16 protein-coding genes are annotated in these 14,909 nt (G+C 65.1%); 7 read left to right on the plus strand and 9 right to left on the minus strand.

Annotation, left to right across the window (positions count from 1 at the left end):
- Positions 1-2: 2 nt before the first annotated feature.
- The 7 genes from dnaB to ppsA form a co-directional block, all read right to left on the minus strand.
- Complete coding sequence (gene dnaB, locus AC1DJH_RS02390) at positions 3-1,409, minus strand: replicative DNA helicase (RefSeq protein WP_435483385.1); 1,407 nt, start codon at positions 1,407-1,409, stop codon at positions 3-5.
- A 169-nt stretch (positions 1,410-1,578) separates the two neighbouring features.
- Positions 1,579-2,031, minus strand: a complete 453-nt coding sequence (gene rplI / locus AC1DJH_RS02395) for a 50S ribosomal protein L9 (RefSeq protein ID WP_472123102.1) — start codon at positions 2,029-2,031, stop codon at positions 1,579-1,581.
- A 12-nt stretch (positions 2,032-2,043) separates the two neighbouring features.
- The gene (rpsR, locus tag AC1DJH_RS02400; RefSeq protein ID WP_007830781.1) at positions 2,044-2,325 is read right to left on the minus strand and encodes a 30S ribosomal protein S18; all 282 of its coding nucleotides are present in this window, start codon (positions 2,323-2,325) and stop codon (positions 2,044-2,046) included.
- An 18-nt stretch (positions 2,326-2,343) separates the two neighbouring features.
- Entirely contained in the window at positions 2,344-2,658 is a 315-nt protein-coding gene (gene priB, locus AC1DJH_RS02405; RefSeq protein ID WP_435435631.1) for a primosomal replication protein N, read from the minus strand.
- A 4-nt stretch (positions 2,659-2,662) separates the two neighbouring features.
- Entirely contained in the window at positions 2,663-3,037 is a 375-nt protein-coding gene (rpsF, locus tag AC1DJH_RS02410) for a 30S ribosomal protein S6 (protein ID WP_124458694.1), read from the minus strand.
- Between the two features lie 116 nt (positions 3,038-3,153).
- Positions 3,154-3,618, minus strand: coding sequence for a hypothetical protein (locus AC1DJH_RS02415; RefSeq protein WP_472123099.1), 465 nt, complete (start codon positions 3,616-3,618; stop codon positions 3,154-3,156).
- Positions 3,619-3,742: 124 nt separating this feature from the next.
- Positions 3,743-6,136: a phosphoenolpyruvate synthase gene (gene ppsA / locus AC1DJH_RS02420; RefSeq protein ID WP_472123096.1), complete on the minus strand. Its 2,394-nt coding sequence runs from the start codon at positions 6,134-6,136 to the stop codon at positions 3,743-3,745.
- 191 nt (positions 6,137-6,327) lie between these two features.
- Between ppsA and ppsR the strand changes: the two genes are divergently transcribed.
- Complete coding sequence (gene ppsR, locus AC1DJH_RS02425) at positions 6,328-7,149, plus strand: posphoenolpyruvate synthetase regulatory kinase/phosphorylase PpsR (protein ID WP_435435628.1); 822 nt, start codon at positions 6,328-6,330, stop codon at positions 7,147-7,149.
- A gap of 74 nt (positions 7,150-7,223) precedes the next feature.
- Here the strand turns inward: ppsR and ahpF are convergent, their stop codons facing one another.
- Complete coding sequence (ahpF, locus tag AC1DJH_RS02430; RefSeq protein WP_478184600.1) at positions 7,224-8,780, minus strand: alkyl hydroperoxide reductase subunit F; 1,557 nt, start codon at positions 8,778-8,780, stop codon at positions 7,224-7,226.
- Between the two features lie 89 nt (positions 8,781-8,869).
- Positions 8,870-9,433: an alkyl hydroperoxide reductase subunit C gene (ahpC, locus tag AC1DJH_RS02435; RefSeq protein ID WP_056520682.1), complete on the minus strand. Its 564-nt coding sequence runs from the start codon at positions 9,431-9,433 to the stop codon at positions 8,870-8,872.
- A gap of 261 nt (positions 9,434-9,694) precedes the next feature.
- On the opposite strand from ahpC, the gene bfr reads away from it, so the two are divergent.
- From bfr to AC1DJH_RS02465, 6 genes are all read left to right on the plus strand, one after another.
- On the plus strand, positions 9,695-10,171 hold the full coding sequence (bfr, locus tag AC1DJH_RS02440; protein WP_435435626.1) for a bacterioferritin: 477 nt from the start codon (positions 9,695-9,697) through the stop codon (positions 10,169-10,171).
- A gap of 120 nt (positions 10,172-10,291) precedes the next feature.
- The gene (locus AC1DJH_RS02445; protein WP_472123090.1) at positions 10,292-10,936 is read left to right on the plus strand and encodes a PepSY-associated TM helix domain-containing protein; all 645 of its coding nucleotides are present in this window, start codon (positions 10,292-10,294) and stop codon (positions 10,934-10,936) included.
- A 60-nt stretch (positions 10,937-10,996) separates the two neighbouring features.
- Positions 10,997-11,497, plus strand: a complete 501-nt coding sequence (locus AC1DJH_RS02450) for a DUF2271 domain-containing protein (protein ID WP_435444082.1) — start codon at positions 10,997-10,999, stop codon at positions 11,495-11,497.
- A gap of 62 nt (positions 11,498-11,559) precedes the next feature.
- On the plus strand, positions 11,560-12,366 hold the full coding sequence (locus AC1DJH_RS02455) for a DUF4198 domain-containing protein (RefSeq protein WP_478184601.1): 807 nt from the start codon (positions 11,560-11,562) through the stop codon (positions 12,364-12,366).
- 14 nt (positions 12,367-12,380) lie between these two features.
- Entirely contained in the window at positions 12,381-13,385 is a 1,005-nt protein-coding gene (locus tag AC1DJH_RS02460) for an FAD:protein FMN transferase (protein WP_478184602.1), read from the plus strand.
- On the plus strand, positions 13,382-14,746 hold the full coding sequence (locus tag AC1DJH_RS02465) for a sulfite reductase subunit alpha (RefSeq protein ID WP_478184603.1): 1,365 nt from the start codon (positions 13,382-13,384) through the stop codon (positions 14,744-14,746). The genes AC1DJH_RS02460 and AC1DJH_RS02465 overlap by 4 nt, the downstream gene beginning before the upstream one ends.
- Positions 14,747-14,909 lie beyond the last annotated feature (163 nt).

A 14,909-nucleotide genomic window follows, 5' to 3' on the forward strand; every position in this document is an offset into this window, starting at 1 on the left:
GCTCAGTACTGGTCGCTGTTGCTGTAGCCGACCAGGTTCTCGAACTTGGTGATCGGCTTCAGGAAGGCCAGCTTGATGGTGCCGGTCGGGCCGTTTCGGTGCTTGCTGATGATCACCTCGGCCACGCCCGGCTCCTTCGACTCCTTGTTGTAGTAGTCGTCGCGGTAGATGAACATGATGATGTCCGCGTCCTGCTCGATGGCGCCGGACTCGCGCAAGTCGCTCATCATGGGGCGCTTGTCGGTGCGGCTTTCCACACCCCGGCTGAGCTGCGACAGCGCGATCACCGGGCACTTCAGTTCCTTGGCCAGCATCTTCAGGCCGCGCGAGATTTCGCCCACGGCCGTGGCGCGGTTCTCGTCGCCCGAACTGCTGGTCGACATAAGCTGCAGGTAGTCGACCACGATCAGGCCGAGGCGCCCGTACTGGCGCGCGAGCCTGCGCGCGTTGGCGCGCAACTCGCTGGTCGACAGGCCCGGCGTCTCGTCGATGTGCAGCGACACGGTGCGCAGCTTCTCGATGGCTTCGGTCAGGCGCGGCCACTCTTCGTCGCTGAGCTTGCCGGTGCGCAGGTGACCCTGGTCGATGCGGCCGATCGAACCCACGATACGCACCGCCAGCTGCGAGGCGCCCATTTCCATCGAGAACACCGCCACCGGCAGCCCTTCCTCGAGCGCCACGTGCTCGGCGATGTTGATCGCGAGCGAGGTCTTCCCCATCGACGGACGCGCGGCCAGCACGATCATGTCGCCCGGCTGCAGGCCCGAGGTCATCTTGTCGAAGTCGTGGAAGCCGGTGCGCACGCCGGTGACGTCATTCGGGTTCTCGGCCATCTCCGTCACGCGGTCGAGCAGTTCGACCACCAGGGCATCCATGCTCTGGAAGCCCTGCTTCATCCGCGTGCCTTCTTCGCCGATGTTGAAGATCTTCTGCTCGGCTTCGTCCAGGATCTTGTCGACCGCCTTGCCCTGCGGATTGAACGCGTTGGTCGCGATCTCGTCGGCGGCCGACACCAGCTTGCGCAGGATCGAACGCTCGCGCACGATCTCCGCATAGCGCCGGATGTTGCTCGCACTGGGCACGTACTGCGCCAGCGAGTTCAGGTAGACCAGCCCGCCGATCTCGTCGGCCTTGCCGATGTTCTGCAACTGCTCGTAGACAGTGATCACGTCGGCCGGCTTGCTGGCATTGATCAACCCGCCGACGGCGGCGTAGATCAGCTTGTGCTCGTGCCGGTAGAAGTCGCCGTCGACCAGCAGGTCGCCCATGCGGTCCCAGGCGCCGTTGTCGAGCAGCAGGCCGCCGAGCACGCTCGATTCGGCCTCGATGGAATGAGGCGGAATGCGCAGCTTGGCAACTTGGCGGTCGGCCGACGGGTCATTGTCGGCATAGGAGAAAACGGCGGACATGGACTTCCCTTGCAACCCTGCATGCTAAGCCGCGCACGCACCCGCGTGTGTGGACAAGGTTGTGAATAAACGGTGATCTTCCGGTGCAATCGGCTGAACAACTCCGACGCACAAAAAGAAAAGCCGCCCGAAGGCGGCTTTTGCTGCAGCGCTCACGCGCTGTGAACGATCAGGCGGTTTCGCCGTAGACCGTCACGTTGATGTCGACCACCACGTCGGTGTGCAGCGAAACGCTCACCGTGCTGTCGCCAACAACCTTGATCGGGCCGTTGGGCAGGCGCACTTGCGCCTTGACAACCTTGTAGCCTTGCTTGTTCAGCTCTTCGGCGATATCGCCGTTGGTGACCGAACCGAACAGGCGACCGTCGACGCCGGCCTTTTGCGTCAGCTTGATGGTCGTGCCACCGAGCTTTTCGCCTTGGGCTTGCGACTCGGCCAGCTTGGCGGCCGCAGCCTTTTCGAGTTCGGCGCGCTTGGCTTCGAATTCGGCCTTGTTGGAGGCGGTCGCGCGGCGGGCCAGGCCCGTCGGGATCAGGAAGTTGCGTGCGTAGCCGTCCTTGACCTTGACGATATCGCCCAGGGCACCGACGTTGACAACCTTGTCCAGAAGAATGATTTGCATGGTCTGGGCTCCTTAGACGCGGTGCTGGTCGCTGTACGGCACCATGGCCAGGAAGCGCGCGCGCTTGATGGCGGTGTTCAGCTGGCGTTGGTAGATCGCGCGCGTGCCGGTCAGGCGTGCGGGAATGATCTTGCCGTTTTCGCTGATGAAGTCACGCAGCGTGTCGATGTCCTTGTAGTCGATTTCTTCGACGCCAGCGACGGTGAAGCGGCAGAAGCGCTTGCGCTTGAACAGCAGCGACTGGGTGTTGCGCTTGGGGCGCTTGTCTTTGTTGAATTTCTTGAACGTGGCCATGATGGACCTCTCGAAAAATTAATCTTGCTGGAAGTCCTGCACATGCAGGACCGGATGCTTGCCGTTGCCCGGTGTCGCGAGAAACCCCTGGAAACGCCAGAGACTCCCCATGGACTGCCTTGCGAGCCGTTCGGCGATGGCGCCGAAGGCAACGGCCTTGAGGGCCGCCTTCACCTGCCTGGGCTTTCCCGCCTCCTGGAGCGTCGACTCGTGTTCGAGCTTCAGGTCGATGGCGGGCAAGCCGGCTGGTGTGTATCGCAGAGCTCCGAGTTCGGCAACCGAGGCAGTCAGCAACAGCTGATTGACCCCTGTTGCCGCAGCGGCGGCACTCACACCATCAGTTGTTGTTGGCGGCGTATTCGGCCTGCTGAGCCTTGCGGGCTTCTTCGCGCTCTACCGTCTTCATCATCGACGAAGGACCGGTGTCGGCCTTCTTCTTCTGAACGGTCAGGTGGCGCAGCACGGCGTCGTTGAACTTGAACGCGTGCTCGAGTTCGCCCATCACGGTTTGCTCAGCTTCGATGTTGACGCACAGGTAGTGCGCCTTGTTGAGCTTGTTGATCTGGTAAGCCAACTGACGGCGGCCCCAGTCTTCGACGCGGTGGATCTTGCCGCCGCCGGCCGTGATCAGGCCCTTGTAGCGCTCCAGCATGGCCGGAACTTGTTCGCTCTGATCCGGGTGGATCAGCAAAATGATTTCGTAGTGACGCATGGCACTCCTTGTGGATTCTTCCGAAGAAGAGAAAAAAGCCACCTGCAGCGTCCGGCGCAGTGTGGCAAGGGAAAGCCCACGATTATAGCCCTGGAATGCGCATGCCGGCAAGGCGCTCAGTCGTTGAGCGCCTTGTCCAGCGGCGCAGCCTTCTCGGCGCCGACCGCCGCGCGGATCTTCGGCACCAGCGCGACCAGGTCCTCGTAGCTCGCGGTGCCCTCGACCTGCAGGTTCAGCCGGAAACCCATCAGGCCCAGGCTGCCGGTGAGTTGCGTGGCGATGGGATAGGCGTCCTTGTAGCGCTGCTGGTTGCTGCGCCCGGAGACGGCCGGTGCCACCACGGGACCCGACTGGGAAACCGCGCCAGCGGGCACCCCGGAGGCGCCGGCAACAGGCGCCAACATGCCGAGTTCGACCAAGTGGTCGATGTCCTCGCGCGCAATGCCCATGCCGGCGGCCAGCACGTCGTCGAGCGAGCGCTTGCCGTCGAAAAGAATGAACGCCGAGCGCTGCCGCGGCGACAGCGTGACCGAGCGGTCTTTCAAGGCCTGATGGCCGGTTTGCGTCTTCACAAGAATCATGGTGGTCTTCCCTTCCGGGATGCGCCCGTGAATCTCGCAAGTCTGGCATCAATTACGCAATTTGTTTCAAAAACGCCCACTGACAGCGGGAATCCCCCGATGGGGATTTCCGCCATTCGTGGCCTCAGCGCTTGGCGAGCTGCTGCCAGGTGTCGATCACGCTGTCGGGGTTCAGCGAGATCGACTCGATGCCTTCATCGGCCAGCCACAGCGCAAAGTCCGGGTGGTCGCTGGGGCCCTGTCCGCAGATGCCGACGTACTTGCCCTGCGCCTTGCAGGACTTGATGACACGGCTCAGCAGGGCTTTTACCGCCGGGTCGCGCTCGTCGAAGTCGGCCGCCAGCAATTCCAGGCCGGAGTCGCGATCCAGGCCCAGCGTGAGCTGGGTCAGGTCGTTCGAACCGATCGAGAAGCCGTCGAAGAACTGCAGGAACTCGTCGGCCAGGATGGCGTTGCTCGGCACCTCGCACATCATGATCAGCTTGAGTTCGTTCTCGCCGCGCTTCAGGCCGTGCTCGCCGAGCAGGCCGGTCACGCGCTCCGCCTGGCCCAGGGTGCGCACGAAGGGCACCATGATCTGCACGTTGACCAGGCCCATGTCGTTGCGCACGCGCTTCAGAGCTTCGCACTCCATGGCGAAGGCCTCGCCAAAGTCGGCGCTCAGGTATCGCGCGGCACCGCGGAAGCCCAGCATCGGGTTTTCTTCCTCCGGCTCGTAGCGGCTGCCGCCAATGAGCTTGCGGTACTCGTTCGACTTGAAGTCCGACAGACGCACGATGACCGGCTTGGGCCAGAACGCGGCGGCAATGGTCGCGATGCCCTCGGCCACCTTGTCGACGTAGAACGCGCGCGGCGACGCATGGCCGCGGGCCACCGACTCCACGGCCTTCTTCAGGTCGTTGTCGACGTTCGGATAGTCCAGGATGGCCTTCGGGTGCACGCCGATGTTGTTGTTGATGATGAACTCCAGGCGGGCCAGGCCCACGCCGTGGTTCGGCAATTGCGCGAAGTCGAAGGCCAGCTGCGGGTTGCCCACGTTCATCATCAGCTTGATGTCGATCTCGGGCATCACGCCGCGCTGCACCTCGGTCACTTCGGTTTCGAGAAGGCCGTCGTAGATGAAGCCGGTGTCGCCTTCGGCGCAGCTCACGGTGACCAGCGTGCCGTCCTTCAGCAGGTCGGTCGCGTCGCCGCAGCCGACCACGGCCGGAATGCCGAGCTCGCGCGCGATGATGGCCGCGTGGCAGGTGCGCCCGCCGCGGTTGGTGACGATGGCGGCCGCGCGCTTCATCACCGGTTCCCAGTTGGGGTCGGTCATGTCGGTGACGAGCACGTCGCCGGCCTGGACCTTGTCCATTTCGCTGATGCTGTGCACCAGGCGCACGGGGCCGGTGCCGATCTTCTGGCCGATGGCACGGCCTTCGGCGAGCACTGCGCCCTTGCCCAGCAGCTTGTAGCGCTGCTCGGCCTTGCCCTGCTGCTGGCTCTTCACGGTTTCGGGGCGCGCCTGCAGGATGTAGAGCAGGCCGTCGGTGCCGTCCTTGCCCCACTCGATGTCCATCGGACGGCCGTAATGTTCTTCGATGACCAGCGCGTACTTGGCCAGTTGCTCGACGTCGGCGTCGCTCAGCGAGTAGCGGTTGCGCTGCTCGGCCTTGACGTCGGTGGTCTTCACCAGCTTGCCGCTCGCCTTCTTCTCTTCAGGGGTGGCGAACTCCATCTGGATGAGCTTGGAGCCCAGGTTGCGGCGGATGACGGCGCGCTTTCCGGCGCGCAGCGTCGGCTTGTGCACGTAGAACTCGTCGGGGTTCACGGCGCCCTGCACCACCGTCTCGCCCAGGCCGTAGCTCGAGGTGATGAACACCACCTGGTCGAAGCCCGACTCGGTGTCGATGGTGAACATGACGCCGGCGGCGCCGAGGTCGGAGCGCACCATGCGCTGCACGCCGGCCGACAGCGCGACCACGTCGTGCTCGAAGCCCTTGTGCACGCGGTAGCTGATGGCGCGGTCGTTGTAGAGGGAGGCGAACACCTCCTTCATCTTGTGCAGCACGTCCTCGATGCCGACCACGTTCAGGAAGGTTTCCTGCTGGCCCGCGAACGACGCGTCGGGCAAATCTTCGGCGGTGGCTGAAGAACGCACGGCAAACGACGCCTCGGGGTTGCCGGCACTCAGCGTGGCAAAGGCTTCGCCGATGGCTTTCTGCAGGTCGGCCGGAAACGGCTGGTTTTCGACCATGGCGCGGATCTCCGCGCCCGCGGTGGCCAGCGCGCGCACGTCCTCGGTGTCGAGTGCGGCCAGGCGCTTGCTGATCTTGTCGGCCAGGCCGTCGTGGGCCAGGAACTGGCGGAATGCGTGCGCCGTGGTCGCGAAACCGGTGGGCACACGCACGCCCTGCGGCAGCTGCGAGATCATTTCGCCGAGGCTGGCGTTCTTGCCGCCAACCGCCTCGACGTCGGTCATTCTCAGGTTTTCAAACGGTACGACCAGGGCGGTCGCGTCGAAAAGTGCAGACATGGGGAAGCTCCAGAAGTTGAAACCGGTGCCGCATGCAGACGGCGCGGCACGATCGTTGTCGTTGCTTTGGGTGCGGGCGCGGCGTGCATGGAAAAAATGGGGGACTGGGAAAGCGGATTCCCGATAATGGCCCGAATTGTAGGCGTGGCAAGGTCGCGCGCGCCGCAGGACAAGGCCGCAAGAGCAACACCATGCATACACGCACTGTTTTCTTCATTTCCGACGGCACCGGCATCACGGCGGAGACCTTCGGCAACGCCGTTCTCGCCCAGTTCGAGATGAAGCCGCGCCATGTGCGCCTGCCTTTCACCGACACGGTCGACAAGGCCCACCAGGCGGTGCGCCACATCAACCACACGGCCGAACTCGAGGGCGTGCGCCCCATCGTCTTCACCACGCTGGCCAACATGGACGTGCTGGAAGTGATCGAGACCGGCTGCAAGGGCATGCTGCTGGACATGTTCGGCACCTTCGTGCGGCCGCTGGAAATCGAGCTGGCCATGAAGTCGAACCACCGCATCGGCCGCTTCAGCGACGTGAGCAAAAGCAAGGAATACAACGACCGCATCGCCGCGATCGACTTCAGCCTGCAGCACGACGACGGCCAGAGCAACCGCGACCTGGAAGGCGCCGACGTCATTCTTGTGGGCGTGAGCCGCAGCGGCAAGACGCCGACCTCGCTCTACCTGGCCATGCAGCACGGCCTGAAGGCGGCCAACTACCCGCTGATTCCGGAAGACTTCGACCGCCGCCAGTTGCCGCCCGCCCTCACCCCGCACCGCAAGAAGATGTTCGGCCTGACCATCCAGCCCGAGCGGCTCAGCGAGATCCGCAACGAGCGCCGGCCCAACTCGCGCTACGCCAGCCTGGAGAACTGCCGCCACGAAGTGAGCGAGGCCGAGGCGATGATGCGGCGCGGCGGCATCCGCTGGCTGTCGACCACCACCAAGTCGATCGAGGAAATCGCGACGACGATCCTGCAGGAGCTGCGGCCCGAGCGGCTCAACTACTGAGATTGCTATCTTTTGGATAGCAAAGAGCGCCCGGCAAGCGGGCGCTCTTGCATGGCGCATGCGCCGATGCGTCTTCAGGCAGGAGCCGAAGTGCGGATCAGATGGTCGAACGCGCCGAGCGCCGCCTTCGCGCCGTCGCCAGCCGCGATGATGATCTGCTTGAACGGCACCGTGGTCGCATCGCCGGCCGCGAACACGCCCGGCACGGAGGTCTGGCCGCGTGCATCCACGATGATTTCGCCGTGCTTCGACAGCTCGACCACGCCCTTGAGCCAGTCGGTGTTGGGCACCAGGCCGATCTGGATGAACACGCCTTCCAGCGCGACCGTCTTGAGCTCGCCCGACGCGCGGTCCTTGTAGACCAGGCCGTTGACCTTCTGGTCGCCGGTGATCTCGGTGGTCTGCGCGTTGGTGAAGATGTCGACGTTCTTCAGGCTCTTGAGCTTGCGCTGCAGCACGGCGTCTGCGCGCAGTTGGGTGTCGAACTCGATCAGCGTGACATGACCCACGATGCCGGCCAGGTCGATCGCCGCTTCGACGCCCGAGTTGCCGCCGCCGACCACCGCCACGCGCTTGCCCTTGAACAGCGGGCCGTCGCAATGCGGGCAGTACGCCACGCCCTTGTTCTTGAACTCGTGCTCGCCGGGCACGTTGATGTTGCGCCAGCGCGCGCCCGTCGAGATGATGACCGTCTTGCTCTTGAGCGAAGCGCCGCTTTCGAGCTGCACTTCGATCAGGTCCTTGCCCTGCACCAGCGCCTTGGCACGCTGCAGATTCATGATGTCGACGTCGTAGTCACGCACATGCTCTTCGAGCGCGTGGGCGAACTTGGGGCCTTCGGTTTCCTTGATCGAGATGAAGTTCTCGATGCCCAGGGTGTCCAGCACCTGGCCGCCGAAGCGCTCCGAGGCCACGCCGGTGCGGATGCCCTTGCGGGCTGCGTACACTGCGGCCGCTGCGCCTGCGGGACCGCCGCCGACGATCAGCACGTCGAACGGGTCCTTGGCGGCGATCTTCTTGGCTTCGCGCTCCACACCGCTGGTGTCGATCTTGGCGAGGATTTCTTCCAGGCTCATGCGGCCCTGGCCGAACTCGGTGCCGTTGAGGAACACGGTCGGCACGGCCATGATCTGGCGTTCCTTCACTTCGTCCTGGAAGGTGCCGCCCTCGATCATGGTGGCGCGGATGCGCGGGTTCTGCACCGCCATCAGGTTCAGCGCCTGAACCACGTCGGGGCAGTTGTGGCAGGTGAGCGAAACGTAGATCTCGAACTCGAAGTCGCCGTCGAGCGCCTTGATCTGGTCGAGCACGGCCTGCTCGACCTTCGGGGGGTAGCCGCCGATCTGCAACAACGCAAGGATCAGCGAGGTGAATTCATGACCCATCGGCAGGCCGGCGAAACGCGGGCCGTGGTTTTCGCTCGGGCGGTTGACCGAGAACGAGGGCTTGCGGTGGTTGTCGTCGCGGCTTTCGGTCAGCTTGACGAGCGGGGACGAATCGGCCACGTCCTTCAGCAGCGACAACACTTCGTCCGAGGCCTTGCTGTCGTCGAGGGAGGCGACGATCTCGATCGGCTGCGTGGCACGTTCGAGGTAACTCTTCAATTGGGCTTTGGTGTTTGCGTCGAGCATGAGGGACTCTCTTTCGATAACTGAAAACTATCAACTGGGGACAAAAAAGCCCGGGGCCTCGTGAGCGCCCGGGCTTTCGCGCGGGGCGCTTAGATCTTGCCGACGAGGTCGAACGACGGTGCGATGGTCTTGTCGCCGTCATTCCACTTGGCCGGGCAGACTTCGTTCGGGTGGGCGGCGGTGTAGACCGCTGCCTTGAGCTTGCGCAGGGTTTCCTTGACGTCGCGGGCGATTTCGTTGGAGTGCACTTCGGCGGTCTTGATGATGCCGTCGGGGTTGATCACGAAGGTGCCGCGCAGTGCCAGGCCTTCTTCGGGGATGTGCACGCCGAAAGCGTTGGTCAGCGTGTGGGTCGGGTCGCCGACCAGGGGGAACTTGGCCTTGCCGACGGCCGGCGACGTGTCGTGCCACACCTTGTGCGAGAAGTGCGTATCGGTGGTCACGATATAGACCTCGGCACCCAGCTTCTGGAACTCGGGGTAGTTGTCGGCCGCGTCTTCGACTTCGGTCGGGCAGTTGAAGGTGAAGGCCGCCGGCATGAAGATCAGCACGGACCACTTGCCCTTGAGCGTCTCGTCGGAAACGTCGATGAACTTGCCGTTGAGGTAGGCCTGGGTCTTGAAGGGCTGGACTTGGGTGTTGATCAGGGACATGGTGATTCCTTGGATGCTGCGGGTGGACAAAAATAAGTGCGAGCCATGAGTATAGCTACCGAATAATACATTTTGATAGTAATGAACTATCGATTGCATCGGTGCGGCCTATGAAAAGCAAAGGTCCAGCCGCTTTCGCCACCGCCCGGATACGAACGCATATCACCCTCGTACGCATGCAGACCGACTGCGCAGGGGAATGCTTGCACGGCCCCTGCGAGGACCCGGACAATCCACGTTTTCAGAACAAGGAAAACGATCATGAAGGGCGACCCCAAGGTCATCGAACATCTGCAGGCGCAGCTCAAGAATGAGCTGACCGCAATCAACCAGTACTTCCTCCACTACCGCATGCTCAAGCACTGGGGCCTGGACAAGCTGGCGAAGAAGGAATACGAAGAGTCGATCGGCGAAATGAAGCATGCCGACAAGCTGATGGACCGCATCTTCATGCTCGACGGCCTGCCGAACCTGCAGGACCTGGGCAAGCTGAACATCGGCGAAGACGTGCCCGAACTGCTGCGTTGCGACCTCGGCGCCGAAACCGGTGCGCAAGCCACCATCAAGGACGGCATCCAGCACTGCGAACTGGTGCGCGACTATGTCTCGCGCGACCTGCTGCAAGAAATTCTGGACGACACCGAAGAACACATCGACTTCCTCGAAACCCAGATCGACCTGGTCGACCGCGTCGGCCTGCAGAACTACCTGCAATCGCAGATGGGCGAGCTCGAATAAACAAGGCTTCGCACCAGCCAGCGCAACGGGACTTCGGTCCCGTTTTTTATTGCTTTACGTAACTTAACGCTCCGCGAATAACAGTCATTCTCATTCGCGCGGATAGAATCCGCGCCTTCGATGACTGCCGCCCGCACCGACAACCGCCGCCGTTCCTACTGGCTCAAGACCCTGCACGAATGGCATTGGGTCAGCTCGGCGATCTGCCTGATCGGCATGATCCTGTTCAGCGTGACGGGCTTCACCCTCAACCACGCGGGACAGATCGAGGCCAAGCCCGCCATCACGAAGCTGAGCGGCACGATCGACGAGCCGCTTCGCGCGGTGCTCGAAAAGCAACTGCCCGCCGCCAAGGCCCAGAAGGGCAAGGCCCCGCTGCCCTCCGAGCTCCAGGCATGGGTTCAAAAGCACTGGGACATCGGCACCGCCGGGCGCGAGGCCGAATGGTCGGACGACGAAATCTATCTCTCGCTCCCCCGCCCCGGCGGCGATGCCTGGCTGCGGCTGAGCCTGGCCGACGGCGAGATCGAATACGAGCGCACCGACCGCGGCTGGCTCTCCTACTTCAACGACCTGCACAAGGGCCGCAACACCGGCACCGCGTGGAGCTGGTTCATCGACATCTTCGCGGGCGCCGCGCTGGTCTTCTCGATCACCGGGCTGTTCATTCTCAAGATGCACGCGGGCAACCGCCCGTTCACCTGGCCGATGGTGGGCATGGGCCTGGTCATCCCGGTGCTGCTCGCGCTGCTGTTCATTCATTGATTCATCGATCCAGGAAAGAGGTTTCCCGTGCACGTTCGCTATTCCCTCGCGCCACTGGCCATGTCGGCGCTGTTCGCAGCACCGGCCTTCGCGGCCGGCCTGGCCGTCAACATCGAGATTCCGCGGCTGAACGCATCCGAGTACCACCGCCCCTACGTGGCGACCTGGATCGAGCGCGCCGACAACACGGTCGCCGGCACGCTGGCCGTCTGGTACGACGTGCGCACCAAGACCAACAACCCCGAGGGCGAAGGCACGAAGTGGTTGAAGGACATGCGCCAGTGGTGGCGCCGCGGCGGGCGTGAACTCGCGGTGCCGGTGGATGGCGTCACGGGCGCCACCAAGCCCGCGGGCAAGCACCAGCTGAGCTTCACCGAAGGCACGGCGCCGATGCCCAGGCTCGCGCCCGGCGCCTACAAGCTGGTGGTGGAAGCCGCGCGCGAAGTCGGCGGCCGCGAAGTCGTGAGCATTCCCTTCCAGTGGCCACCGACCGCCGCTGCGCAACCGACCGCGACCGGCAAGGAAGAGCTCGGCGAGATCAAGCTCGAACTCAAGCCCTGATCGCCCTTTCGCCGAACGCCCTCTACCGCCCGCCACAGCCCGCCACACCAAGGACCCCTGCCATGAACCACTTCCCCCTGCGCGCCGCCGCCCTCGCCATCGCCGTGTCCGCCGCCTCGTTGGCGCAGGCGCACAACGCGTGGCTGCTGCCCTCGTCCACGGTCTTCTCCAAGGCCGACACCGTGAGCGTCGATGCCGCGATCTCCAACGACCTGTTCGTCGCCAACCACGCGGCCATGCGGCTCGACGGCCTGCAGATCACCGCGCCCGACGGCAGCACCGTCAAGCCCGAGACCGAAGCCAAGCTCAAGCAGCGCAGTGTGTTCGACGTGAGCGTCGTGCAACCGGGCACCTACCGCATCGCGGTGATCAACGCCGGGGCGTTCGCGAGCTGGAAGGACAAGGCCACCGGCCAGACCAAGCGCGCGCGCGGCACGGCCGAGACCATCGCCCGGGAAGTTCCGAACGACGCGCAGGACGTGACGATCAGCCAGTCGTCCGGCCGCGTGGAGACCTTCGTCACGGTGGGCAAGCCGTCGGTGCTCAAGCCCATCGGCCAGGGCCTGGAACTGATCGCCGCAGGCAGCCCTACCGACCTGGTCAAGGGCGAAAAGGCGACCTTCACGCTGAACCTCGACGGCCAGCCCGCCAAGGACCTCGAAGTGACCGTGACTGCAGGCAACACGCAATATCGCGACAAGCTCGAAGAGGTCAAGATCAAGACCGACGACAAGGGCCAGTTCAGCGTGACGTGGCCGGCCGCCGGCATGTACTGGCTCGACGCCAGCACCAAGGACACCAAGACCACGGTGCCGCAGGCCAAGGAGCGCCGCCTGAGCTACGCGGCCACCCTCGAAGTGATGCCCTGAGGCAGCCAGGCACCTTGGGCCTTTCGTTCAGCACCTGGCGCGCGGGCGGCTACGCCAACGCGGCCGTTCCGCGCCCCGCCGATCCCGCCACCCTGCAGCAATTGGGCGGCCCGACCATGGGCACCACGTGGTCGCTGCGCTTCGACAACCCGCGCATGTTGCCGCTGGCGGACGTGCGCGGCAGCGTCGAAACAGCGCTGGCGCGCGTGGTGGCGCAGATGAGCCACTGGGAGCCGGACTCGGACATCGGCCGCTTCAACCGTGCGCCGAGCGGCTCGCGCCACGTGCTGCCGGCGGAATTCGCCGAAGTGATGCGCTGCGCTGCCCGCTGGGCAGAAGCGAGCGACGGCGCGATCGATCCCACCGTCGGTCCGCTGGTCGCTTGCTGGGGCTTCGGCCCCGAGGCGCGACATGACTGCCTGCCCGATGCGCGGGCGATGGCCGCCGCCCGCGCGCGCACCGGTTGGCCGCACCTGGCTTTCGATGCGGCAGGCGGCTCGCTGCTGCAACCGGGCGGCTTCACGCTCGACCTGTCAGGCATCGCCAAGGGCTTCGCGGTCGACCATGGGGTCGAGGCGTTGCGCGCGCTCGGCCTCACCGACCTGCTCTTCGAGATCGGCGGGGAACTGCGGGGCGTCGGGCGCCGCCCCGGCGGCCAGGCATGGCAAGTGCTGGTCGACGGCGATGCGGCGTCGGCACAGCGCATCGCCCTGGCCGACATGGCGATCGCGACCTCGGGCGACCGGTGGCACCAGCGTTCGCATGAGGGACGCCGCTGGTCGCACACGATCGATCCGCGCACGGGCGAGCCCGCCGCGCATGCGCTGGCCAGCGTGACGGTGCTGCACGCGGAGTGCATGCAGGCAGATGCACTGGCGACCGTGCTGACGGTGTTGGGCCCGCAGGCCGGATTCGACTTTGCGCAGCGCCACGAGATCGCTGCGCTGTTCGTGAGGCGTGACGACGCATCGCCCCTGGCGCGCGCCACGCGCGCGTGGCCCGCGCCCGCCGAGGCATGAACGACACCGCGTGGCGCGCACTGGGCGCGAGCTCGACCGTGGTGGCCTACGCGGCGCTTTGCGCGTCGGTCTATACACGTGCGCGCAGGCAGCGCGGTGTCGCGGCGCGCGACGCCGCCGAACTCTCGGCAGGCGGCGACGAACCTGCGGCGCTGGTGCTGTTTGCCAGCCAGACTGGCCAGGCCGAAGCCATCGCCTGGCAGACCGCCCGGCAACTGAGCGCCGCCGGCACGCCCGCGCGCGTCATGGAACTGAACGCGCTCGACGCCGCCACGCTGGCGGGCGCGAGGCGCGCGCTGTTCGTCGCCAGCACCTACGGCGAAGGCGACGCGCCGGACGGCGCCAGCGTGTTCGCCGAGCAGGTGATGGGGGTGTCACCCGCACTGCCCTCGCTTCGCTATGCCGTGCTGGCACTGGGCGACCGCCAGTACGCCCACTTCTGCGGCTTCGGTCGAGCGCTCGACGAGTGGCTGCAGGCAACCGGGGCGGTGCCCGAGTTCGACCGCATCGAAGTCGACAACAGCGACCCGGCTGCGTTGGCGGCCTGGCAGGCCCGATGGGGCGGCACGTCGGGGGAAGGCCCGCAGGAAGCGGCGGCCGCCGCATTCACGCAGTGGCGCCTCGTTGCGCGCGAGCTGCTCAATCCCGGCAGCACGGGCGCACCGGCCTTTCACCTGGGGCTGGTGCCACAGGGCGGAGCCATGCCGTACTGGGCCTCCGGCGACCTGGTGCAGGTCAGCGTGGCCAGCGACCCCACGCATCCGCGCGACTACTCGATCGCGTCGCTGCACGCCGACGGCGAGTTGCAGTTGCTCGTTCGGCAGGAGCAGCGTCCGGACGGCACCCTGGGTGCGGCCTCGGGCCTGCTCACGTCCACGCTCGCCATCGGCGACACCGTCTCCCTGCGCCTGCGGCCGCATCGCGGCTTCCGCCTGGACGGCAACGAGACGCGGCCGCTGATCCTCATCGGCAACGGCACCGGGCTGGCCGGCCTGCGAGCGCATCTGCGGGCCCGCGCCGCCGCGGGCAGGCACGACAACTGGCTCGTGTTCGGCGAACGCCAGGCGGCCCATGACTTCCTGTACCGCGAAGAAATCGAAGCCTGGCAGGCCAGCGGCGTGCTGCAGCGGCTGGACATGGTGTTCTCGCGCGACCAGCCGGAGCGTCTGTACGTGCAGCACCGGCTGCTTCAGTCGGCCGACGCCTTGCTGCAGTGGCTGCGCGATGGCGCGGCCCTCTACGTCTGCGGCAGTCTGCAGGGCATGGCTTCCGGCGTGGATGCGGCCCTTCGGCAGGTTGCAGGGGAAGCCTTCGTGAGAGACCTGACGGCCAGCGGCCGCTATCGCCGAGACGTCTACTGAGCCTCGAAGTACCTGGTCAGTTGCGTGTCAGCAACAAACCGGGCTTAACTTTAGGATTAATGCAACGTTGCCGTGCGCTTTCGTATTGAGAAACAATATCATTCGCACCGATTTACAAAAGCTTTGTAGATCGACTCACCCAGCCAGTCCGCCCGCTTCTCCC

This window comes from Variovorax sp. 10N412, assembly GCF_056394985.1.

Coding starts and splice junctions, on each gene's coding strand:
- bfr (WP_435435626.1), top strand. CDS start 9,695: ATGAAGGGCGACCCCAAGGTCATCGAACATCTGCAGGCGCAGCTCAAG.
- ppsR (WP_435435628.1), top strand. CDS start 6,328: ATGCATACACGCACTGTTTTCTTCATTTCCGACGGCACCGGCATCACG.
- AC1DJH_RS02455 (WP_478184601.1), top strand. CDS start 11,560: ATGAACCACTTCCCCCTGCGCGCCGCCGCCCTCGCCATCGCCGTGTCC.
- AC1DJH_RS02450 (WP_435444082.1), top strand. CDS start 10,997: ATGTCGGCGCTGTTCGCAGCACCGGCCTTCGCGGCCGGCCTGGCCGTC.
- dnaB (WP_435483385.1), bottom strand. CDS start 1,409: ATGTCCGCCGTTTTCTCCTATGCCGACAATGACCCGTCGGCCGACCGC.
- rpsF (WP_124458694.1), bottom strand. CDS start 3,037: ATGCGTCACTACGAAATCATTTTGCTGATCCACCCGGATCAGAGCGAA.
- ahpC (WP_056520682.1), bottom strand. CDS start 9,433: ATGTCCCTGATCAACACCCAAGTCCAGCCCTTCAAGACCCAGGCCTAC.
- AC1DJH_RS02465 (WP_478184603.1), top strand. CDS start 13,382: ATGAACGACACCGCGTGGCGCGCACTGGGCGCGAGCTCGACCGTGGTG.
- AC1DJH_RS02445 (WP_472123090.1), top strand. CDS start 10,292: ATGACTGCCGCCCGCACCGACAACCGCCGCCGTTCCTACTGGCTCAAG.
- ahpF (WP_478184600.1), bottom strand. CDS start 8,780: ATGCTCGACGCAAACACCAAAGCCCAATTGAAGAGTTACCTCGAACGT.
- rpsR (WP_007830781.1), bottom strand. CDS start 2,325: ATGGCCACGTTCAAGAAATTCAACAAAGACAAGCGCCCCAAGCGCAAC.
- AC1DJH_RS02415 (WP_472123099.1), bottom strand. CDS start 3,618: ATGATTCTTGTGAAGACGCAAACCGGCCATCAGGCCTTGAAAGACCGC.
- rplI (WP_472123102.1), bottom strand. CDS start 2,031: ATGCAAATCATTCTTCTGGACAAGGTTGTCAACGTCGGTGCCCTGGGC.
- ppsA (WP_472123096.1), bottom strand. CDS start 6,136: ATGTCTGCACTTTTCGACGCGACCGCCCTGGTCGTACCGTTTGAAAAC.